The sequence below is a fragment of the Pseudomonas sp. NFACC24-1 genome, from assembly GCF_900115235.1.
Lineage (GTDB): Bacteria > Pseudomonadota > Gammaproteobacteria > Pseudomonadales > Pseudomonadaceae > Aquipseudomonas > Aquipseudomonas fluorescens_AA.
Map to the genome: position 1 here is coordinate 141,019 of NZ_FOVS01000001.1, position 20,528 is coordinate 161,546.

At 59.0% G+C, this 20,528-nt stretch carries 18 protein-coding genes and 3 tRNA genes; 6 read left to right on the top strand and 15 right to left on the bottom strand.

Annotated elements, in window-relative coordinates:
• Positions 1–199 precede the first annotated feature (199 nt).
• On the top strand, positions 200–1,330 hold the full coding sequence (locus BM317_RS00640) for a carbon-nitrogen hydrolase family protein (protein ID WP_092175372.1): 1,131 nt from the start codon (positions 200–202) through the stop codon (positions 1,328–1,330).
• 2 nt (positions 1,331–1,332) lie between these two features.
• Positions 1,333–2,370 (top strand): AraC family transcriptional regulator, encoded by a 1,038-nt coding sequence (locus tag BM317_RS00645; RefSeq protein WP_092175376.1) that lies wholly within the window; start codon positions 1,333–1,335, stop codon positions 2,368–2,370.
• Between the two features lie 279 nt (positions 2,371–2,649).
• On the opposite strand, the gene BM317_RS00650 is transcribed toward BM317_RS00645, so the two are convergent.
• The 10 genes from BM317_RS00650 to BM317_RS00700 all read right to left on the bottom strand — a co-directional run bounded on the left by BM317_RS00650 (position 2,650) and on the right by BM317_RS00700 (position 13,132).
• Positions 2,650–3,528 carry a DUF2242 domain-containing protein gene (locus BM317_RS00650; RefSeq protein WP_092175380.1) on the bottom strand — a complete coding sequence of 293 codons (879 nt, stop codon included), beginning with the start codon at positions 3,526–3,528 and terminating at the stop codon, positions 2,650–2,652.
• 331 nt (positions 3,529–3,859) lie between these two features.
• Positions 3,860–5,731, bottom strand: a complete 1,872-nt coding sequence (locus BM317_RS00655; RefSeq protein ID WP_092175384.1) for a SurA N-terminal domain-containing protein — start codon at positions 5,729–5,731, stop codon at positions 3,860–3,862.
• Positions 5,732–5,955: 224 nt separating this feature from the next.
• Positions 5,956–6,228 carry an HU family DNA-binding protein gene (locus BM317_RS00665; protein WP_003183171.1) on the bottom strand — a complete coding sequence of 91 codons (273 nt, stop codon included), beginning with the start codon at positions 6,226–6,228 and terminating at the stop codon, positions 5,956–5,958.
• A gap of 149 nt (positions 6,229–6,377) precedes the next feature.
• Complete coding sequence (gene lon / locus BM317_RS00670; RefSeq protein ID WP_092472699.1) at positions 6,378–8,774, bottom strand: endopeptidase La; 2,397 nt, start codon at positions 8,772–8,774, stop codon at positions 6,378–6,380.
• Positions 8,775–8,935: 161 nt separating this feature from the next.
• Positions 8,936–10,219: an ATP-dependent Clp protease ATP-binding subunit ClpX gene (gene clpX / locus BM317_RS00675; RefSeq protein WP_024778305.1), complete on the bottom strand. Its 1,284-nt coding sequence runs from the start codon at positions 10,217–10,219 to the stop codon at positions 8,936–8,938.
• Between the two features lie 107 nt (positions 10,220–10,326).
• Positions 10,327–10,968, bottom strand: a complete 642-nt coding sequence (clpP, locus tag BM317_RS00680; RefSeq protein WP_003183177.1) for an ATP-dependent Clp endopeptidase proteolytic subunit ClpP — start codon at positions 10,966–10,968, stop codon at positions 10,327–10,329.
• Between the two features lie 93 nt (positions 10,969–11,061).
• Positions 11,062–12,372: a trigger factor gene (tig, locus tag BM317_RS00685; RefSeq protein ID WP_060738324.1), complete on the bottom strand. Its 1,311-nt coding sequence runs from the start codon at positions 12,370–12,372 to the stop codon at positions 11,062–11,064.
• Between the two features lie 423 nt (positions 12,373–12,795).
• Positions 12,796–12,880: transfer RNA gene (locus tag BM317_RS00690), tRNA-Leu, on the bottom strand.
• A 58-nt stretch (positions 12,881–12,938) separates the two neighbouring features.
• Positions 12,939–13,014 (bottom strand) — tRNA-His (locus BM317_RS00695).
• A 41-nt stretch (positions 13,015–13,055) separates the two neighbouring features.
• A tRNA-Arg gene (locus BM317_RS00700) sits at positions 13,056–13,132 on the bottom strand.
• Between the two features lie 281 nt (positions 13,133–13,413).
• Here BM317_RS00700 and folD point away from each other — a divergent pair.
• Together folD and pbpG are read left to right on the top strand one after the other, a co-directional pair.
• The gene (gene folD, locus BM317_RS00705; protein ID WP_053120836.1) at positions 13,414–14,268 is read left to right on the top strand and encodes a bifunctional methylenetetrahydrofolate dehydrogenase/methenyltetrahydrofolate cyclohydrolase FolD; all 855 of its coding nucleotides are present in this window, start codon (positions 13,414–13,416) and stop codon (positions 14,266–14,268) included.
• A gap of 331 nt (positions 14,269–14,599) precedes the next feature.
• Positions 14,600–15,538, top strand: a complete 939-nt coding sequence (pbpG, locus tag BM317_RS00710; RefSeq protein ID WP_060738325.1) for a D-alanyl-D-alanine endopeptidase — start codon at positions 14,600–14,602, stop codon at positions 15,536–15,538.
• A 115-nt stretch (positions 15,539–15,653) separates the two neighbouring features.
• On the opposite strand, the gene BM317_RS00715 is transcribed toward pbpG, so the two are convergent.
• Together BM317_RS00715 and BM317_RS00720 are read right to left on the bottom strand one after the other, a co-directional pair.
• Complete coding sequence (locus BM317_RS00715; protein WP_092176405.1) at positions 15,654–15,848, bottom strand: DUF6021 family protein; 195 nt, start codon at positions 15,846–15,848, stop codon at positions 15,654–15,656.
• Between the two features lie 101 nt (positions 15,849–15,949).
• Positions 15,950–16,627 carry a hypothetical protein gene (locus tag BM317_RS00720; protein ID WP_092176401.1) on the bottom strand — a complete coding sequence of 226 codons (678 nt, stop codon included), beginning with the start codon at positions 16,625–16,627 and terminating at the stop codon, positions 15,950–15,952.
• A gap of 224 nt (positions 16,628–16,851) precedes the next feature.
• On the opposite strand from BM317_RS00720, the gene BM317_RS30660 reads away from it, so the two are divergent.
• Entirely contained in the window at positions 16,852–17,016 is a 165-nt protein-coding gene (locus tag BM317_RS30660; protein WP_170842391.1) for a hypothetical protein, read from the top strand.
• An 80-nt stretch (positions 17,017–17,096) separates the two neighbouring features.
• On the opposite strand, the gene BM317_RS00725 is transcribed toward BM317_RS30660, so the two are convergent.
• Both BM317_RS00725 and BM317_RS00730 read right to left on the bottom strand, forming a co-directional pair.
• Positions 17,097–17,846: a TerC family protein gene (locus tag BM317_RS00725; protein ID WP_060738328.1), complete on the bottom strand. Its 750-nt coding sequence runs from the start codon at positions 17,844–17,846 to the stop codon at positions 17,097–17,099.
• Between the two features lie 26 nt (positions 17,847–17,872).
• On the bottom strand, positions 17,873–18,124 hold the full coding sequence (locus BM317_RS00730) for a hypothetical protein (protein WP_092176397.1): 252 nt from the start codon (positions 18,122–18,124) through the stop codon (positions 17,873–17,875).
• Positions 18,125–18,263: 139 nt separating this feature from the next.
• On the opposite strand from BM317_RS00730, the gene nhaR reads away from it, so the two are divergent.
• Positions 18,264–19,160 (top strand): transcriptional activator NhaR, encoded by an 897-nt coding sequence (nhaR, locus tag BM317_RS00735; RefSeq protein WP_092472701.1) that lies wholly within the window; start codon positions 18,264–18,266, stop codon positions 19,158–19,160.
• Here nhaR and BM317_RS00740 read toward each other — a convergent pair.
• Positions 19,157–20,317: an MFS transporter gene (locus BM317_RS00740; RefSeq protein WP_072405360.1), complete on the bottom strand. Its 1,161-nt coding sequence runs from the start codon at positions 20,315–20,317 to the stop codon at positions 19,157–19,159. The two genes, nhaR and BM317_RS00740, sit on opposite strands and share 4 nt — an antisense overlap.
• Positions 20,318–20,528: the final 211 nt, after the last annotated feature.

The following is a 20,528-nucleotide window of genomic DNA, read 5'->3' on the forward strand; positions in this document are numbered from 1 at the left end:
ACCGATCAGCTGTCGGGGGATCGAAGGTCACCCGGCACCTCATCAATGCCATTCAGGTGATTCCCTGGACACCTTTTGCATGTGCTTGCCGTGCGTACAAATCAGCCCGCCCTTCGCTAATCCCTTGTTTTCCCGTACCCTGCCCCGTAGCTCCTGATGAAAAATCACGAACCTGCACACGGCCGCTGACTGTTCCCCCATGCGCAAATTTCTGTACCTGCTGTTTTCACTGGCCTTGATTGCCGCCCTGATCACCTACGCACTGTGGACGACCGATCGTCCAGCGGGTCATTACCTGTCAGACCTGCGTATCAACCTGGCGGTCGACCAAGGCACGCCCGCCGACCGCGGCAACCTGCTGGGCATCCAGCCTGAACTGTTCCCCACCGACTACCAGAGCCCCGAGCGCCTGCACCGCAAACTGGCGGCCTACCTCCAGGCAGCTCGCGACCAGGGTTTTCTCAATGCCAAGACCGTGGTGGTCCTGCCCGAGCACATCGGCACCTGGCTGATGGTCGGCGGCGAAAAAGACGAGTTGTACCAGGCCACCACCCTGAAGGAAGCCATGCACTGGCTGGCGGTCAGCAATCCGCTGGCGTTTATCCAGGCGCTGGTCAGCGCCCAAGGCGATAACCGCCTGGAGGATGCCTACCTGCGTATGAAAGCCGAAGGCATGGCCCGCGACTATCAAGCGCTGTTCGGCGGACTGGCCAAGGAGTTCGGCATCACCCTGGTGGCCGGCTCCATCGTGCTGCCCGAGCCCAGCGTCAGCGACGGCGAACTGAAGATTGGCCGCGGCGCGTTGTACAACAGCAGCCTGGTGTTCAGCAGCGATGGCCGACCGATCGGCCAGCCGCAACGCCAACGACATCCGGTATTCGAACAACAGGATGTGCTGGGCGCCGACCATCCGCCCCCCCCGCTCGTCATCGACACCCCTGCCGGGCGCCTGGGCGTGCTGATCGGCAGCGACAGCTGGTACCCGCTCCATTACCGGCAGCTCAACGAACAAGGCGCGCAACTGATCGTGGTGCCCGCCTTCATCATCGGTCGCGGCGCCTGGGACAAGCCCTGGAGCGGTTATAAGGGCCTGTCCACACCGAGCGAAGTGAGCCTCAAGCCCGGTGAAGTGAGCGAGGGGCAAGCCTGGCATCGCCTGACATTGACCGGCCAATTGCCCATCAGCCAGGCCCGGGGCGGTGTCAGCGTGTTCCTGCGTGGCCAGTTCTGGGACAGCGGCAGCGCCGGCCAGAGTTTCATCAGCCACAACGGCCAGCACTTCCCCGATGGCGAAGCCCGTGGCGCGCGCCTGCTTAACCTGTGGTTGTGACCATGAAGCCGCAGCCGATGCGCCTGGGGGACCTGTCAGTAGGCTTCGTCCACAGCCTGGCTGACGCCATTGCCAGCCATGGGCAAGACCCCAAGCCTTTGCTGGAGCAGTACGGCCTCGATGCCGCGCGCCTGGCCGAGCCCGGCGCACGCCTGTCGATCCCACGCTACATGCGCCTGGGCCACGCTGCGATTCAACAGACCCAGGACCCGGCCCTGGGCCTGCGCATGGGTCAGCTCGGGCGCTTGAGCCAGGCTGGGCTGGCGGGCGTTACCGCAGCCCAGGCGCCGACCGTGCGCGAGGCGGCCCGCTGCATGATCCGCTTCGAGCCGCTGTATGGCTCCAACTATCGCGGCCAATCGAGTTTTCATGAGGATGCCCGCGGCGCTTGGCTACGGTTCTACTCCATCAGCCCGTATAACGCCTACAACCGCTTTGTCGTGGATTCGATCATCGCCGGCTGGCTGGCCCAACTGTCCAGCGTCAGCGGCATCGCGCTGCGGCCCGAACGCATCGAAATCGAATTCGAGGAACCGGCGTACCTGGAGGCTTACCGCACGCTCGGTGACTGCCCGATCCAGTTTGGCGCCGAACAGAATCAACTGCGACTGGGCCTGGACAGCCTCGCCCTGCGCAACCCACAGCATTGCCCCAGCACCTGGCACCATATGGTTCAATTGTGTGAACGGGAACTGGAACAACTGACCCGCACCCGCAGCCTGCGTGAGCGCATCATTCAATTGCTGGGACCATTGCTCAGCGGGGGCCGGGAACCCGACCTGGAAGAAGTGGCGGCCCGCCTGAAACTGCCGACCTGGACCCTGCGGCGCAAGCTGGCCGAGGAAGGCACGCAATTTCGCGCCATCCTCAACGACACCCGCCGCGACCTGGCCATGACCTACATACGCGATACCGAACTGGCGTTCGGCGAAATCGCCTACTTGCTGGGGTTTGCCTCAGCCGAGGCCTTTCAGCGAGCCTTCAAGCGCTGGAATGACCAGACGCCTGGGGAATTTCGTCGTAGTCACAGAGGGCGTTGAGCTTCAAGCGCTAGCTTGCTCTCTCACAACTCCGTTGCATCTTCGGCGGGTTCCAGCGGGTCCAGTTCATAGGCCTGGTATTCCAGCAGCTCTTCCTGATAATCATCCATTATGTGTCCTTCCCCTGTCATTGAATCCAATGCCTGATGGCGCTGGCATCAGCATAAAGCTGCTTTATGAACAAAACATGAAGCAAAGGCTTCATGAATTAAACGTAGCACAGGGTCGGGAAATTACCGCGTGAAGTGTGACAGGGCGTAACACCCTGCCACGGGGACCTCAGGAAGCCGGAAGCGGCTGGATCGGCTCGCTCGGGGCCGGTAACGAGCTGGACGGTGGTGGTGGCGGTGTCACGGTTTCCGACGTCGGCGCAGACTCGAACGACTCAGGCGCAATCGGCGCTGGCTCGCTCGGCGGTGCGACGGGCTCCGACACCGCAGGGGCGGTTTCGACGGGGGCCGGTGCAGCCTCTTCTACCGGAGTGGCTGCTGGTGCAGGCGCAACAGGTTCCGACGCAGGCGCAGCAACTGGAGCCGGCATCAAGGCGGCCGGTTCAGCCTTGGTTTCCGGGACACCCAGCTCCGTTTTTGGCTTATCGGCATTCTCGGCCTTCTCGGCAGCTTTCTTCGCTTCGGGGGGCAGGAACAGCTCCACCAAGGCAAAGAAACGCTCATAGAACTTGGCTGCCGACACGGTTTCGCTGGCGACCTTGACCATCGAATCGTCCGAAGAGCCGATCGGCATCGACACCGAACCCAGCACACCCACACCCAGGCTGGCGGAGTTGTTGGTTTTCTTCAGGGCATAACGGTCCTGCAAGGCGTTGGCGAACATGGTCGCACGATGTCCGGCACCGCCGTCCTCGGCACAGACCAGGTTGAAACTGATCTCCATGTGGGTCTCGCCGGTCTGCTGGAAACTCTTGTGGCCACTGACCAGCTTCGGATCGCTGCTGGTGATGATGTAGCCCTGGCTGAGCAACGCCCGGCGCCCGGCCTCGCAGGTCGCCGCGTCGCTCACTGGATAAGTGCGCGAGAACGTCCCGGAATCATCGAAGTTCTCGTGCTCGTAGATGGCGGCTTTCTTCGACGAGCAACCGGCTGCGGCGGCCAGCACCAATGCAAGCCCGACGGTGCGCATGTGAAATGATTTGAACATTGAACATCCTGAGAGAAACGGTCCGGGGCGTATTGTGCAACAGAACGCGACCTGGCAGCGTGGCTAATCTTGTTTCAAGGGGGTTACAAGTTTACTGGGGGTTGTTTGCAGGAAAAAGACGCTAGGGCGGTAGATCGACGAACACCCGCCTTTGGGCAACAAGCAGATACAAAAACCCTGGCATTTTGGCCTGATGCCGTTCACTTGAGCCGTTACCGAAGACATCGATATTCCCCCAAAAACCCAAAAAAACGGCGCTTCCCATTTCTGAAGAAGCGCCGTTTTTTCAAGTGAGCAGCATCACAGCCAGGTTTGAAAAAGCATCAAGCGATTAGAAACGCTTGATATCCGCCTGACTCTCCAACTGCTTGCGATAGGCCGCGAAGTCCTGCTGACCCACACGGGACGCAAGGTAGCGACGATATTCCGCTTTCTCTTCGTCAGTCGGTGCCGCCGCTTCGTTCACGCCGTTCAGACGCACGACCACCAGACTGCCGTCAGGCAAGGTCACGCTGCTGAACGTCGGCTTGTCCTTGGACTCTGGCTTGGGCATGCGGAACAGTGCTTGCAGCACCGCTGGGTCGATGCCTTCCTGGTTGCGGGTGGCCGCCTCGATGGCCTTCCAGCCTTGGCCGTCAATCGGTTTGTCCAGTGCCGTCTTGCCGTCGCGCAGGCTGGCGATCAGCTCGTCGGCGCGGGTCTTGGCCGCTGCGCTGGCATGTTCCTTGGCCAACTGAGCACGAATCGGCCCTGCCACCTTGTCCAGCGGCAGTTGCTCAGGCTTGCGGTGCTCCTTGGCACGCAGCACCACGACGGTTTCCGGGTCCAGCTCGATAGCGGTGCTGTTGGCACCTTCATCCAGCACTTCCGGGCTGAACGCCGCAGTGACCACGGCGCGATTGGCCGCAATCCCTTCACCGCCTTCACGACCGAACGGGGCCGATGTGTGGACGGTCAACTTCAGGTCCTGGGCCGGCTGTGCCAGGTCGGACGCCTCGAACGAGGCATCCTCCAGTTGCTTGGTCGCCTCCACGAAACGCTGCTCCACCTGCTGAGTCTTCAACTCGCGAGTCAGCTTGTCCTTGAGACTGGCGAAAGTCGGCACTTCAGGCGCTTCGACACCCAGCAGCTTGATCAGGTGCAGACCGAAATCGGTGCGGACCGGTGCCGAGACCTGGTCCTTGCTCAAGGCGTACAAGGCCTTTTCGAATTCCGGATCGTAGACGCCTGGACCGGCATAGCCGAGATCGCCGCCATTGTTCGCCGAACCCGGATCCTGGGAAAACTCCTTCGCCAGGGCTTCAAACGACTCGCCTTTGGCCAGGCGAGCCTGAATCTCTTCGATCTTCGCCTTGGCCTGGGCTTCGGTCACCTTGTCGTTCACTTCGATCAGGATGTGCGCAGCGCGACGCTGTTCGGACAGGTTGGCGATTTCTTTCTGGTAGGCCGCTTGCAGGTCTTCGTCCTTGACGCTGACCTGATCGAAGAAAGAGGCTTTCTTCAGCTCGAGGTAATCGATGACCACCTGATCAGGCGTCATGAATTCCTTGGCGTGTTGGTCGTAGTAAGCCTTGACCTCATCATCGGTCAGCTTTACCGACGCAGGATCGGCCTTGATATTCAAGGTGGCGAAATCACGGGTCTGCTTTTCCAGGCGGGCGAATGCCAGCACTTGGGCATCGGTGACAAAACCGCTGCCCGCCAGACCGGCACGCAACTGACCGATCAGCATTTCCTGAGCCAGCATCTGGCGGAATTGCATACGGCTGTAACCCAGCTGGCGGATCACCTGATCAAAACGCTCGGCGCTGAATTTGCCATCGACCTGGAACTCAGGCGTCTGCAGGATGACTTGATCAAGCGCAGCTTCGGAGAAAGCGAATTTCGCATCGTGTGCGCCTTGCAACAGCAACTTGCGATCGATCAGGCCCTTGAGCGCCGAATCGCGCAGCATTTTTTCGTCCAGCAGAGAGGCGTCGAAATCCTTGCCCAGCTGTTGCATGAGCTGACGGCGTTGCATGTCGACCGCCTGGCTCAGCTCGTTCTGGCTGATTTTTTCGCCGTTGACCTTGGCCGCGTCATTGCTGTTGGTGGTGGCTTGAAAAATGGCATCGAAACCGGTCAACGCCATCAATGCGACGATGACCCCGATGATGGTCTTGGCAATCCAGCCTTGTGAATTGTCCCTGATATTCTGCAGCATGCGTCCCCCAGAAACGGTTGAACTTCAAATTTAGGCAACCGTGGAGCGTGGGTAGAATCCGGATAGAAGAAAGGCGCATCCGAGGATGCGCCTTCTCGTAACTGGCGGAGCGGACCGGGCTCGCACCTGCAAGCCCTGGCGTCACAAACCGGTAGCAACCGGTCGCATTACCGCTCCGCTGCCAAGCCAGGCATGACCCCGACCCGGATAAACTCAACGAAACCTTAGTTAACGGCTTCTTTCAGTGCTTTACCAGCTTTGAAACCTGGCTTTTTGGCAGCAGGAATTTCCAGCGTCTTGCCGGTCTGCGGATTGCGACCGGTACGAGCTGGGCGATCAGTCACGGAGAAGGTGCCGAAACCAACCAGAACAACGGAGTCGCCAGCCTTGAGAGCGCCAGTGACGGATTCGATTACAGCGTCCAGCGCACGGCCAGCAGCAGCTTTCGGGATATCAGCGGATGCAGCGATAGCATCAATCAGTTCCGACTTGTTCACTCTAAGTCCCCTTATATCTATTTGAGATGATTCTAAGTTTTTTTGGTGAAAGCAAAAACGAGTGCTGAATGGCCTGCAGACACTTAAGAGCCGCTTTATAACAAGGGCTCTAAAAAACTGTCAAGGAAGGCCCCCCAGGCAAATGCGTATTAATGCGTGCTAATTCTTTCCTTAGAGTCAGACTCTCGCTTTTCTTCCTTCGCGACAATCTCCGGAGCCACATCCGGCAAGGGCTCCGGCGCGTATTGCAGCGCAATTTGCAGGACCTCGTCAATCCATTTAACTGGTTTGATCTGAAGATCTTGCTTGATGTTGTCAGGAATTTCCTTCAGATCGCGGACATTCTCTTCGGGAATGATCACGATCTTGATCCCGCCACGGTGTGCCGCCAGCAGTTTTTCCTTCAGGCCGCCGATCGCCAGGACCTGGCCGCGCAGCGTGATTTCACCCGTCATGGCGACGTCAGCGCGCACCGGGATGCCGGTCAATGCCGAGACCAGGGCCGTGCACATGCCTACGCCGGCGCTTGGGCCGTCCTTGGGCGTAGCCCCTTCAGGCATGTGGATGTGCGTGTCGCGCTTCTCATGGAAGTCCAGGGGGATGCCCAGGCTCCGAGCACGACTGCGCACCACCGTCAGCGCCGCGGTGATCGACTCGACCATCACGTCGCCCAGGGAACCGGTCTTGATCAGTTGCCCCTTGCCCGGTACCACGGCCGCTTCGATGGTCAACAACTCACCACCGACCTGAGTCCACGCCAGGCCAGTCACCTGGCCGATCTGGTCCTGCTGCTCGGCCAGGCCGTAGCGGAACTTGCGCACGCCCAGGAAGTGCTCCAGCAGGTCCGCAGTGACCTTGACCGCGAAGCGTTTTTCCAGCGCGTGCTCCTTGACCGCCTTGCGGCAGACCTTGGCAATCTGCCGCTCCAGGCCACGCACGCCGGCTTCGCGGGTGTAGTAGCGGATGATGTCGCGAATCGCTTCCTCGTCGAATTCCAGCTCGCCTTTTTTCAGGCCATTGGCCTGGATCTGCTTGGGCGAAAGGTACTTCACGGCGATGTTGATCTTCTCGTCCTCGGTGTAGCCCGGTAGACGAATCACCTCCATCCGGTCCAGCAATGCCGGCGGAATGTTCATGGAGTTGGAGGTGCAGAGGAACATCACGTCCGACAGGTCGTAGTCGACCTCGAGGTAGTGATCGTTGAAGTTGTGATTCTGCTCAGGATCGAGCACTTCGAGCAACGCAGAGGCAGGATCGCCGCGCATGTCGCTGCCCATCTTGTCGATTTCGTCCAAAAGGAACAGCGGATTGCGCACGCCGACCTTTGTCATTTTTTGAATCAATCTTCCTGGCATCGAACCGATGTAGGTCCGGCGATGACCACGAATTTCCGCCTCGTCACGCACGCCACCCAGGGCCATGCGTACGAATTTGCGGTTGGTGGCGTGGGCAATCGACTCGGCCAGGGAGGTTTTACCAACGCCGGGAGGACCGACCAGGCACAGAACCGGGCCACGAATTTTCTTCACACGCTTTTGCACGGCGAGGTACTCAAGGATGCGTTCCTTGACCTCTTCCAGACCGTAATGGTCGGCGTCGAGGATGTCTTCGGCACGGGCCAGGTCCAGACGCACCTTGCTCTGGGCTTTCCACGGCACTTGGACCAGCCAGTCGATGTAGGAGCGCACCACGGTGGCTTCGGCAGACATCGGCGACATTTGCTTGAGCTTGTTCAACTCAGCCTGAGCCTTGGCCAAGGCATCCTTGGGCAAGCCAGCGGCATCAATGCGTTTTTTCAGCTCTTCGATTTCGTTGTGACCTTCGTCGCCATCGCCCAGCTCTTTCTGAATGGCCTTCATCTGCTCATTCAGGTAGTACTCGCGCTGGCTGCGCTCCATCTGCTTCTTGACGCGACCGCGAATACGTTTCTCGACCTGCAACAGATCGATCTCGCCGTCGAGCAATGCCAACACGTGCTCGACACGGGCTGACAGGTCGATGATCTCGAGGATTTCCTGCTTCTGCTCGATCTTGAGGGCCATGTGGGCCGCCATCGTATCGACCAGCCGCGCAGGCTCGTCGATGCTGTTGAGCGACGACAGAACCTCTGCAGGCACCTTCTTGCCCAGTTGCACGTATTGTTCGAACTGTGACAGCAGGCTGCGGACAAACACCTCTGATTCACGCTCGGGCGCATCGACTTCTTCGATCAGCGACACCTCGGCCCGGCAATGACCGTCCACTTCGCTGAAACGTTCGACAGTCCCGCGCTGCTCGCCTTCGACCAGGACCTTGACGGTACCGTCGGGCAACTTGAGCAATTGCAGAACCGTTGCAATCGTACCTACGCGATAAAGTGCGTCTTCGCCGGGATCATCGTCGGCTGGATTTCTCTGAGCCAGCAGAAGAATCTGCTTGTCACCCGTCATCGCAGCCTCGAGGGCTTCGATGGACTTCTCGCGCCCCACGAACAGCGGGATAACCATGTGCGGATACACCACGACATCGCGCAATGGCAGGAGAGGCAATTCGATGGTTGTCTTCATGATTTCGCCTCTACGGCGGCCCTAGGGCCGGAAACAGATGGAAGTAAGCTTGAAACCAAGATGGGGGCAGCCTTGAAAAAAAACAAGCGCTAAGACACGTCTAAAACGCGCTAAAAGCAAAGGGGCCCGAAGGCCCCTTCTTTATTCCGGCAGCGGGACGCTTATGCGTCCGGTGCGGCCTTGGCAGCCGGCTCACTGTTTTCATAGATATACAGTGGCTTGGACTTGCCTTCTATAACGCTTTCGTCGATCACGACTTTACTCACCTCGGATTGCGAGGGGATCTCATACATCGTGTCGAGCAATACGCCTTCGAGAATCGAGCGCAACCCACGGGCACCGGTCTTACGCTCCAGGGCACGTTTGGCGACCGATTTCAGCGCGTCGGAACGGAATTCCAGGTCTACACCTTCCATTTCGAACAGCTTGGCATACTGCTTGGTCAGGGCGTTTTTCGGCTCGGTCAGAATCTGCATCAACGCCGCTTCATCCAGCTCATCCAACGTCGCCAGAACTGGCAGACGACCGACGAATTCCGGGATCAGACCGAACTTGACCAGATCGTCAGGCTCGACTTCACGCAGGGACTCACCGACCTTCTTGCCCTCTTCCTTGCTGCGTACTTCGGCATTGAAACCGATGCCACCACGGGTGGAACGGTTTTGAATAACCTTTTCCAGGCCGGAGAACGCACCACCGCAGATGAACAGGATGTTACGGGTGTCGACCTGCAGGAATTCCTGCTGCGGATGCTTGCGACCACCTTGGGGTGGAACGGAAGCGACCGTGCCTTCGATCAACTTGAGCAAGGCCTGCTGCACGCCTTCACCGGAAACATCCCGGGTGATGGACGGGTTGTCGGACTTGCGGGAAATCTTGTCGATTTCATCGATGTAGACAATACCCATCTGGGCTTTTTCCACATCGTAGTCGCACTTCTGCAACAACTTCTGAATGATGTTCTCGACGTCTTCACCTACATAACCCGCCTCGGTGAGGGTGGTTGCGTCGGCGATAGTGAACGGAACGTTCAGCAAACGAGCCAGGGTTTCGGCAAGCAGGGTCTTACCCGAGCCTGTCGGGCCGATCAGCAGGATGTTGCTCTTGCCGAGTTCGACCTCGTCATTCTTTTTGTCACGCTGGTTCAGGCGCTTGTAGTGGTTGTACACCGCTACGGCCAGTACCTTTTTCGCACGCTCCTGACCAATCACATACTGATCAAGGATGCCGCTGATTTCTTTAGGCGAAGGCAATTTATGCGCGCTGCTCTCGGCCTGGGCTTCCTGCACCTCCTCGCGGATGATGTCATTGCACAGGTCGACGCACTCGTCGCAAATGAAGACCGAGGGGCCGGCAATCAATTTGCGCACTTCATGCTGGCTTTTGCCACAGAAGGAGCAATAAAGCAGTTTGCCGTTGTCCTCGCCGTTGCGGGTGTCAGTCATTCGATCGATCCAAATCCGATAGGCTTGCAACACAAGATGAAGGCAATTGCGGGCTTTTTCAAGCCCGCAGGCGGCCGGTCATCCCAACCACCTGCATTTTGAGCGGCTTAGGCAGGCATTTGACGCTTGTTGATCACAGAGTCGATCAGGCCGTATTCGGCTGCACGCTCGGCGCTCATGAAGTTGTCACGTTCGGTATCGCGCTCAATGGTTTCGAGGCTCTGGCCGGTGTGATGGGCCAGCAACGAATTCAGGCGCGAACGAATGTGGAGGATTTCCTTGGCATGGATGTCGATATCCGACGCCTGGCCCTGGAAGCCACCCAACGGCTGGTGAATCATCATCCGCGAGTTGGGCAGGCAGTGACGCTTGCCCGCTGCGCCGCCGGCCAGCAGGAAGGCCCCCATGCTGCAGGCCTGACCGATGCAGATGGTGGAAACGTCAGGCTTGATGAACTGCATGGTGTCGTAGATCGACATGCCCGCAGTCACCGAACCGCCAGGTGAGTTGATGTACAGATGGATATCCTTGTCCGGGTTTTCCGCTTCAAGGAACAACAGCTGCGCCGCGACCAGGTTGGCCATGTAGTCTTCAACGGGGCCGATCAGGAAGATGACGCGTTCCTTGAGCAGACGCGAGTAGATGTCATAGGCACGTTCGCCGCGGGCGGACTGCTCGATAACCATCGGGACCAGGCCGCCTGCGGCCTGGATGTCAGAGCTCTGCTGATAAAAAGAATTGCGGGACATGTCTCGCAGTCACTCCCAAATAGTTATGTCTTGAATACGCATAAGCCAGCACGAAGGCTGGCTTATGGGTGTTTATTTCTTACCGCAGAACCATCAATCGGCTTGTGGAGCTTCCACCGGCTTGACCGCTTCTTCGTAAGAGACCGCTTTATCGGTCACGCTAGCTTTCTGCAGAACAGTATCCACAACTTGTTCTTCCAGCACAACCGAACGGACTTCGTTCAGTTGCTGGTCGTTCTTGTAGTACCAGGACACGACTTGCTCAGGCTCTTGATAGGCCGAGGCCATTTCCTGGATCAGCTCACGAACGCGGGCTTCGTCAGGCTTGAGCTCGAACTGCTTGACCACTTCGGCCACGATCAGGCCCAGCACGACGCGACGCTTGGCTTGCTCTTCGAACAGCTCGGCCGGCAGTTGGTCCGGCTTGATGTTGCCGCCGAACTGCTGAACAGCCTGCACGCGCAGACGGTTCACTTCGTTGTCCAGCAAGGCCTTTGGCACTTCGATCGGGTTGGAGGCCAGCAGACCGTCCATGACCTGGTTCTTGACCTTGGACTTGATGGCCTGGCGCAACTCGCGCTCCATGTTCTTGCGAACTTCGGTGCGGAAACCTTCCAGACCGGTTTCCTTGATACCGAACTGGGCGAAGAACTCTTCGTTCAGCTCAGGCAGTTTCGGCTCGGAAACGCTGTTGACGGTCACGGTGAACTCGGCGGCTTTGCCAGCCAGGTCCAGGTTCTGGTAATCCTCGGGGAAGGTCACGTTCAGAACGCGCTCTTCACCGGCCTTGGCGCCAACCAGGCCGTCTTCGAAGCCAGGAATCATGCGACCGGAGCCCAGTACCAGCTGGGTAGCCTTGGCGGAGCCGCCAGCGAACACTTCACCGTCGACCTTGCCGACGAAATCGATGTTCAGTTGGTCTTCGTTCTGGGCAGCGCGCTCGGTCACTTCGAAACGGGTGTTCTGCTTGCGCAGGATGTCCAGCATCTTGTCCAGGTCCGCATCCGACACGTCAGCGCTCAGGCGCTCGACAGCGATGGACTCGAAACCGGCAACCGTGAACTCCGGGAACACTTCGAACGTGGCGACGAACTCCAGGTCCTTGCCTTTTTCCAGCACTTTAGGCTCGACGGACGGTGCGCCAGCCGGGTTCAGCTTCTGCTCGACGACCGCTTCGTAGAACGAAGACTGGATCACGTCGCCCACGGCTTCCTGACGCGCATCAGCTTCGTAACGCTGACGGATCACGCTCATTGGCACTTTGCCTGGGCGGAAACCTGGGATTTTGGCCTTTTGGGCAGTCTGCTGCAGACGCTTGTTGACCTGAGTCTCGATGCGCTCAGCCGGCACGGTGATGCTCATGCGGCGCTCAAGAGCAGAAGTATTTTCAACAGAAACTTGCATGGATATTCCTCGTTGCACAGACGTTGGCCGGGCGTTTCCGACCCCAGAATCAAGGGCATGCATTCTAGTAGGTCAAACTCAAGAAGTCACCCTACTGAAAACGCGCTGGAAACAGGCGCCGGATTTAGGATGGGGCAAACAGTCATGCCCCACCCGGATTGCAAATACAGTCGATTCAGTCCAAGGCTCTGCGCCAACGCTTCTATATATAGAAGCGGCTTGTCCGGTCACGCAGCGCCCCGCCCCACCAAGGAGACCAACGGGCATACCGCGCATCATCACGAAACACATTCGCGACAAACCGACCGCTGCGCACAACCGCAAAAACAGCACCGACGCCAAACACAGAACCACCAAAAACAAAAACGGCGCAGCCCCTTTCAGGTACTGCGCCGTTTTCTGCTATTTAAATAGCCACTTGTATGGTGCGGACGGAGAGACTCGAACTCTCACACCTTGCGGCGCTGGAACCTAAATCCAGTGTGTCTACCAATTCCACCACATCCGCGTATCAAGCTTTTAAAGCAAAGGCGCCAGATTGTTAGATCTGGCGCCTTTCTAGAATATGGGGTGGACGATGGGGATCGAACCCACGACAACGGGAGTCACAATCCCGTGCTCTACCAACTGAGCTACGCCCACCATATTGCCTTGTTGCCTTACTTGTGCCAAAGCTGCCTAATTGGCGCACCCGGCAGGACTCGAACCTGCGACCATCCGCTTAGAAGGCGGATGCTCTATCCAGCTGAGCTACGGGCGCCTTTTTAATCTGTATTCTTGGACGATTACAAACTAAGTGCTTTCAGTTTTGCCGAGTTGAAACAACCAACTCCGCTCCACCTTCTTAACCAGTGCTAGGCTGTGCCCGACAAGTGCGACGAATGTTATAGACGGCCTGATAGGTCGTCAACTCTTTTTTAAAAAAAATTCATTTAATTAAAGGGGTTAGGGGAATTTGCAGACCAAGCGCCTTTGCCCTCACGCCCCGGCATGCGAGAATGCGTTCTCTTTTTTTCCCCTCTCGATGGTTAACCACGCGCAATGACTGCACAACTTATCGACGGCAAATCGATCGCCGCCAGCCTGCGCCAGCAGATCGCCCAACGAGTCACCGAGCGCCGCCAGCAAGGTCTGCGCACGCCCGGCCTTGCGGTGATCCTGGTCGGCAGCGATCCTGCCTCTCAGGTTTATGTCTCGCACAAGCGTAAAGACTGTGAAGAGGTCGGCTTCCTTTCCCAGGCCTACGACCTGCCTTCCGAAACCACCCAGCAAGCGTTGGCCGATCTGATCGACCGCCTGAACGACGATCCGAACATCGACGGTGTTCTGCTCCAGTTGCCGCTGCCTGAACACCTCGACGCCTCCAAGTTGCTGGAGCGTATCCGCCCGGACAAAGACGTCGACGGTTTCCATCCTTATAACGTCGGCCGCCTGGCCCAGCGCATCCCACTGCTTCGCCCCTGCACCCCCAAAGGCATCATGACCTTGCTGGAAAGCACTGGCGTGGACCTGTATGGCCTCGATGCCGTGGTGGTGGGGGCGTCCAACATCGTCGGCCGTCCGATGGCCATGGAGTTGCTGCTGGCCGGCTGCACCGTGACCGTGACCCATCGCTTCACCAAGGACCTGGCCGGGCATGTCGGCCGTGCCGACCTGGTGGTGGTGGCCGCCGGCAAACCCGGGCTGGTCAGGGGTGAGTGGATCAAGGAAGGCGCCATCGTCATCGACGTGGGCATCAATCGCCAGGACGACGGCAAGCTGGTGGGCGACGTGGTCTACGAGACCGCCCTGCCCCGCGCTGGCTGGATCACCCCGGTACCCGGCGGCGTAGGCCCGATGACCCGGGCCTGCCTGCTGGAAAACACGTTGTACGCGGCCGAGACGCTGCATAGCTGATAGACGCGCCAACAAAGACCCTGTGGGAGCGAGCTTGCTCGCGATAGCGGTGGACCGGCCAACATCCAAGTTGACTGACACACTGCCATCGCAAGCGGGCTCGCTCCCACAGGTGTTTCCGGGACCCGGACTTAGCCGCCAGGTATCGATCGCGCAAACTACAAAATTTTCAGATTCGATTCGCCAGAATCGCCCTTCATTAAACTTTATTTATTCACAAGCCTTGGCGATACAGGCATATAGCGCTGCTATCGCCCATACTCCTAAAATGCGACGTTTTCTTTAAAAGTCGTTGCTCAACGGCACCTTCAACTCCATCGAGTCTACTCGCGTGAAAATCCGTCTTTCGATCATCAGCCTGTTCATCGCTTTCACAGGCCCCTTCATCACGCACAATGCCGTTGCACAGGAAACCATCGCGGCCCCTCGGGATTCGGCCAAGCTGCAAGTGGCCTCGGGCAGCGCGATGCTGCTGGACCTGCAGACCGATAAAGTCGTTTATTCCAGCAACCCGGACGTGGTGGTGCCCATCGCTTCGGTGACCAAGTTGATGACCGGCCTGATTGTGCTGGATGCCAAACAGAACCTGGATGAATACATTTCCATCACCATCGCCAACACCCCAGAGATGAAGGGTGTGTTTTCCCGGGTCAAGCTCAACAGCGAACTGTCGCGCCGGGACGTACTGCTGATCGCCCTGATGTCTTCGGAAAACCGCGCCGCCGCCAGCCTCGCCCACCACTATCCGGGCGGCTATGCGGCATTCATTGCCGCCATGAACGCCAAGGCCAAGGCACTGGGCATGACCAGCACCCATTACGTCGAACCCACGGGCCTGTCGATCAACAACGTCTCCACCGCCCGGGACCTGACCAAGCTGTTGATCGCCGCCCGCAAGTACCCACTGCTGAGCGAACTGAGTACGACCAAGGAAAAGACCGTTACTTTCCGCAAGCCTGTGTACAGCCTGGGATTTCGCAACACCGACCACCTGGTCCACAAGGCCAACTGGGATATCCAGTTGACCAAGACTGGCTTCACCAACCAGGCCGGCCACTGCCTGGTGCTGGTGACGAAAATGGGCAATCGCCCGATGGCGCTGGTGATCCTCGACGCCTTTGGCAAGTACACACACTTCGCCGATGCCAGCCGGATTCGTAGCTGGGTGGAAACCGGAAAAAGCGCCGCCGTGCCCGCGGTGGCCCTGCAATACAAGGCCGCCAAGAATCTCAAGAGCCGCCAGAGTGGCGTGGTGGAAGCCTCCAAATAATTCAACGGCACTAAACCTGTGGGAGCAACGCTTGCTCGCGATAGGGATGAGCCAGTCGACAATGCCGTTGACTGGTCTGCCGCCATCGCGAGCAAGCTTTGCTCCCACAGGTTACTTATGGCTTCAAGTCCCCCAGCGGATCATAGGGCTTGGGCTTGCGCTCATCCTTCTTGTCCAGGGGCGCCTTGGCCGGCCCTACCGGGTCGACCTGAGGATCCTCAAGGTCCGGCGAATCCGGATCGAACCCCAGGTCATCACCGCTGGAATGCTCTGATGAATGCGGCCCCGAAGGTGTTTTCGACTGTGCCATGCTTGCCTCCTCCAATCACGGGCGGAAAAATGCCCAACCCTGACGATAGGAGCCTCAAGCCCGCCGGGTCGTGCCCGGCAAGTGACGAACGGAGCGCTTGATCAATGTGCAGCGCCCAGGGCCTTGGTGGCCCGCGCTGCGGCTTGTTCCTGCCCTTCGCCCCCCAGATCAGCCGCCGCTTTCAGCCAACGCTGCGCGTCGACATTGGCGGGAAGCTGCGTGGGTCGCTGGAGCAGCACCGCCCAACCGCCGGCGCTCTGGAAGGCCGACTCGAAGGCACTGAAGCTCATCAACTGCCGCCGGTTCATGCCTGCACGCAGCAACACCGTCTGCTTCTGACGGTTGTAGCCGGCGAGAATCCCATACCGAGGCGCGGCCCAGAACGCCGAACCGTCGATATAGCGCACCAGCACCGGATAGCCCGCCGCGACCTGCTCCAACAGCGCAGGCAGCTTGGCGTCCAGGGGATACACCAGCAACCCGTACTCCCGCGCCAGGGTGGGCATATTCTGCTGCAAACCGGCTTCGCCACCGGGCAGGTGCAATGGTTTTTCCAGCAGCCCCGGGGTGATGACAGTGCCTTGCAACGTCAGCAAGGCGGCCAGGGACTGCGGAGCCCCCTGGTACATTTCGCCACGGTAGAACGGCACGCTATTGAGCTCCACCCGCTCGGGCAGGCGCTGGATCTGCGGCGATACGCTGCCCGCGCAACCCGCCAGGGCAACGAGGCAGGACACCGCCAGTACCAGTGATCGAAACGATGAAATGACCGGCGACATGACGACTCTCTTGTTCAGGCACCCGGTATCCGGGCCGGGCTTGGGCCGACGATCATAAGGTGCGCACAGCCCTGGGTATAGCCATAACCATCGTTTTACAGCGGCAATAGAACGAACAGATCCGAACCCCGACGCCATGGATCGATCAGTTGCAACACTTGAGCGACTAGACTGTCCATTGTACTGGGTGCGATATCCCGAACCGGGGATAGAAGGAGGCACGAATGAGCCTGACCACGACAATCCTGATGCTGATATTCGGCTGGCTGAGCGTAGCCACGGCCATGCTGTGGGGAGTGCTTCGAATCGCTCGGCGCCATCATCATGCGCCACCTGCGCCATCGGAAAAAGCCGCCAAACCTGCCCGACGCCACGCCGCCGCACACTGACCCTTCACGTTCAAACCCATAACGCTCAAATAAAAAAAGCCACCCGGGCCTGGACCCGGGGGGTTTCTGTCTGCCTGGAATCAGGCGTTGTCGGCCAGCGCCTTTTCCTTGGCCCGACGGGACAACATGTTCAACACCTCGATCGCCGCCGAGAACGCCATGGCCGCATAGATATAGCCTTTCGGTACATGGGCGCCGAAGCCTTCGGCGATCAGCGTCATGCCGATCATGATCAGGAAGCCCAGGGCCAGCATGACTACCGTCGGGTTGTCATTGATGAACTTGGCGAGCGGTTCAGCCGCCAACAGCATCACCAGCACCGATACGACGACGGCGATGATCATGATCGGCAAATGCTCGGTCATGCCCACGGCGGTGATGATGCTGTCGATGGAAAACACCAGGTCCAACATCAGGATCTGACCGATGGCCGCGGCAAAGCCCAGGGTCACGCCGGACGTGGCCGATTTGGGATCATTTGGCGCAGGATCCATGCTGTGGTGGATTTCAGTGGTCGCTTTCCACAGCAGGAACAGGCCACCGGCGATCAGGATCATGTCTTTCCAGGAGAATGCCTGGCCCAGGATTTCGATGACCGGTTCGGTCAACTGCACAATAAAGGCAATGGTGCTCAACAAGCCCAGGCGCAGGATCAGTGCCATGCCGATACCGATCCGCCGCGCCTTGGCACGATGCTGTACGGGCAGCTTGTTGGTCAGAATCGAAATGAAGATCAGGTTATCGATGCCAAGCACGATTTCCATCACGACCAGAGTCGCCAGGGCAATCCACGCGGTGGGGCTGGCGGCGAGCTGTAAAAGATAATCCATGGGTCAGTCCTGACTGATGTGACGCGTTAGATGGTTTTGGTAGGTGTTTGTGTTTCGTCAGCTTCGTCCGCTGGCTCTTTCTTCGGGCTGATCAAGCCACCGGTGGCTTCGCTGATCGCCTGTTCGGCGGCCTTGTGGGTGTCGTCGATGGCCTGCTTGGCGGTTTCCGCTGCCTGTCCCATCAGTTGCTGGGCACTTTTTTCAGCCTGTTCACAACCCGCCAGTGTCGTTACGGACATCACCAACAGGGCTGCCAGCCCCAGGGATTTGTATGTCATGGAATGAATGCCTCTTGGGAGATAAAAGGAGCGCAAAAAGTGGCCCACCAATGGCGAGGCATTCTAGAGACGCGAATACTTCAGGAAAATTCGTATTTTCAGCGGTTATACTTCGGTTTTTACGAAGCAATGTGATCCCATGCTCAATTATCGACAACTGCATTACTTCTGGGTGGTGGCGAAAACCGGCAGCATCGTGCGCGCGTGCGAGCAGTTGAACCTGACGCCACAGACCATCAGCGGCCAGATTTCCCTGTTCGAGCAGACGTATAACATCAAGTTGTTTCGTCGTGTCGGGCGGCAGTTGGAACTGACCGAAGCCGGCCGCCAGACGCTCCCCTACGCCGAACACATGTTCCAGTTGGGCGGTGAACTGGAACTCATGCTGCGGGCCCAGCCCAACGAACAACAAACCCTGTTCCGGGTCGGGGTGGCGGATGTAGTGCCCAAATCCATCGTCTATCGACTGCTGGCGCCGACCATGGAGTTGAGTGAGCCGCTGCGCATCACCTGTCGCGAGGACAAGCTCGAACGGCTACTGGCGGACCTGGCGATCCAGCGCCTGGACCTGGTGATTTCCGACAGCCCGATGCCGACTCACCTGGACATCAAGGGCTACAGCCAGAAACTGGGGGAATGCGGGATCAGTTTTTTCGCCACCGCCGCGCTGGCCGAACGCTACGGACAGGACTTCCCCCATGGCCTGAATGACGCTCCGCTGCTGATTCCCGGGCCGGAGACCGTGGTGCGCAGCCGCCTGCAACGCTGGTTCGCCGAACAACAGATCCAGCCGCGCATCGTCGGCGAATTCGACGACAGCGCGCTGATGCAAGCCTTCGGTCAATCCGGCAGCGGGATTTTCATTGGCCCGAGCGTGATCGCCGAAGAGGTCAAGCGCCAATACGGCGTAGAAGTGATCGGCCAGACCGATGCGGTGAGTGAATCCTTTTACGCCATTTCCGTGGAGCGCAAGGTCAGCCACCCCGGCATCGTTGCGATTGCCGAAGGTGCGCGTCGCGAGCTGTTCAGCGCTTAACCATCCATGCAAGTCGCGCGGGGCTTGACGGTCATCAGCAGCAACGCCAGCAGAATCGATACAAAGATGAACCCGGCTGCCGCGAAGCCGACACTGCCCAGGCCCAGGTTATCGATGACTCGGCCACCGACCATCGCCCCCAGGCCAATCCCCAGGTTGGCCCCGGCAATGTTCAACGAGGCGGCAAACGCCGGCGCCTGCGGGGCCGCCTTCATCAGCCGCACATGACTGACCAGGAACAACGCGGCCTGGGTCACGCCCCAGATGCCCATCGCCGCCGCCAGCGCGAGGGGCGAATGAATGCTCGGCACCAACGCCACCATGCCGCCGATCAGGAACAGGCAGAACACCATCGACGCAATCAACGGATGCCGGTCCACCGCACGGCCGCCCAGGGAATTGCCCAGTAGCCCGACTGCACCAAAGCCCATCAGGCACCAGCCCACCAGGGTGCCATCGAATCCGGCGAGGCGCTCGAGGATGTCCGCCAGATAGGTGTAGGCGGTGAACATGCCGCTGAACACCAGGATCGACAACAGCACGTGCCCCTGCATCAGTGGGCTGCGCAGGATCTTCAACTGGGAGCGGAAGCTCACCTGATGCTGGTGCAAATTGGTTTTCGGCAAATAGATAAACAGCAACAAGGCCTTGGCGAAGGCAATGACCGCCAGGATCGCAAACGCGCTGCGCCAGCCAAACGCATCGGCAATCAACGTGCCCACTGGAATGCCGAACACCGTGGCGCAGACGATGCCGAAACCGATCCGGGCGATGGCCCGCCCGGCCAGCTGCGGCCCGACAATGTCCACCGCCGTTTCACTGGCCAGCGCCCAGAACACCGGCAGGCCCAGGGCCGGGATCAACCGGGCAATGGCCATCACCCAGATGTTGGGAGCGAAGGTGGCCAGCAGGTTGGCCAGGCCGAACATCACCAGCACGCTGATAAACAGCTTGCGCCGCTCGAAGCGAGCGAACCAGGCCGTCAGGAATGGCCCGAAGGCCGCTACTGTGAACGCGAACAACGTCACCAGCAGCCCCGCCTGGGGAATGGTGACATGCAGGTCGCGGGCAATGGACGGTAACAGGCCAACGATGACGAATTCCGTGGTCAGCACGGTAAAACCGGCGGCCGACAACAGGAAAATGGGTAACAACATGCAGAACTCCAGCAAAACGACGACACCAGCGTTAGCCGGAGGCCCGCTGGCGGAAAGAAAGTGAGAGCGACAAAGCCTAACAGAATGCGTGCGTCATACAAACGCTCGGCATGGCCCGGATAAGGGTGACGGACTGTCACAGGTCCGTCAGATTTTTCATCGGCTGTGATAAAGTCCGCGGCCTGCAAATGCCGTACTTTCTCTCGGTCCG

What these genes read in the sequence shown, in the direction of transcription:
- BM317_RS00640 (WP_092175372.1), top strand. Translation starts at nt 200, where the DNA reads ATGCGCAAATTTCTGTACCTGCTGTTTTCACTGGCCTTGATTGCCGCC.
- BM317_RS00645 (WP_092175376.1), top strand. Translation starts at nt 1,333, where the DNA reads ATGAAGCCGCAGCCGATGCGCCTGGGGGACCTGTCAGTAGGCTTCGTC.
- BM317_RS00650 (WP_092175380.1), bottom strand. Translation starts at nt 3,528, where the DNA reads ATGTTCAAATCATTTCACATGCGCACCGTCGGGCTTGCATTGGTGCTG.
- BM317_RS00655 (WP_092175384.1), bottom strand. Translation starts at nt 5,731, where the DNA reads ATGCTGCAGAATATCAGGGACAATTCACAAGGCTGGATTGCCAAGACC.
- lon (WP_092472699.1), bottom strand. Translation starts at nt 8,774, where the DNA reads ATGAAGACAACCATCGAATTGCCTCTCCTGCCATTGCGCGATGTCGTG.
- clpX (WP_024778305.1), bottom strand. Translation starts at nt 10,219, where the DNA reads ATGACTGACACCCGCAACGGCGAGGACAACGGCAAACTGCTTTATTGC.
- clpP (WP_003183177.1), bottom strand. Translation starts at nt 10,968, where the DNA reads ATGTCCCGCAATTCTTTTTATCAGCAGAGCTCTGACATCCAGGCCGCA.
- tig (WP_060738324.1), bottom strand. Translation starts at nt 12,372, where the DNA reads ATGCAAGTTTCTGTTGAAAATACTTCTGCTCTTGAGCGCCGCATGAGC.
- folD (WP_053120836.1), top strand. Translation starts at nt 13,414, where the DNA reads ATGACTGCACAACTTATCGACGGCAAATCGATCGCCGCCAGCCTGCGC.
- BM317_RS00715 (WP_092176405.1), bottom strand. Translation starts at nt 15,848, where the DNA reads ATGGCACAGTCGAAAACACCTTCGGGGCCGCATTCATCAGAGCATTCC.
- BM317_RS00720 (WP_092176401.1), bottom strand. Translation starts at nt 16,627, where the DNA reads ATGTCGCCGGTCATTTCATCGTTTCGATCACTGGTACTGGCGGTGTCC.
- BM317_RS30660 (WP_170842391.1), top strand. Translation starts at nt 16,852, where the DNA reads ATGAGCCTGACCACGACAATCCTGATGCTGATATTCGGCTGGCTGAGC.
- BM317_RS00725 (WP_060738328.1), bottom strand. Translation starts at nt 17,846, where the DNA reads ATGGATTATCTTTTACAGCTCGCCGCCAGCCCCACCGCGTGGATTGCC.
- BM317_RS00730 (WP_092176397.1), bottom strand. Translation starts at nt 18,124, where the DNA reads ATGACATACAAATCCCTGGGGCTGGCAGCCCTGTTGGTGATGTCCGTA.
- nhaR (WP_092472701.1), top strand. Translation starts at nt 18,264, where the DNA reads ATGCTCAATTATCGACAACTGCATTACTTCTGGGTGGTGGCGAAAACC.
- BM317_RS00740 (WP_072405360.1), bottom strand. Translation starts at nt 20,317, where the DNA reads ATGTTGTTACCCATTTTCCTGTTGTCGGCCGCCGGTTTTACCGTGCTG.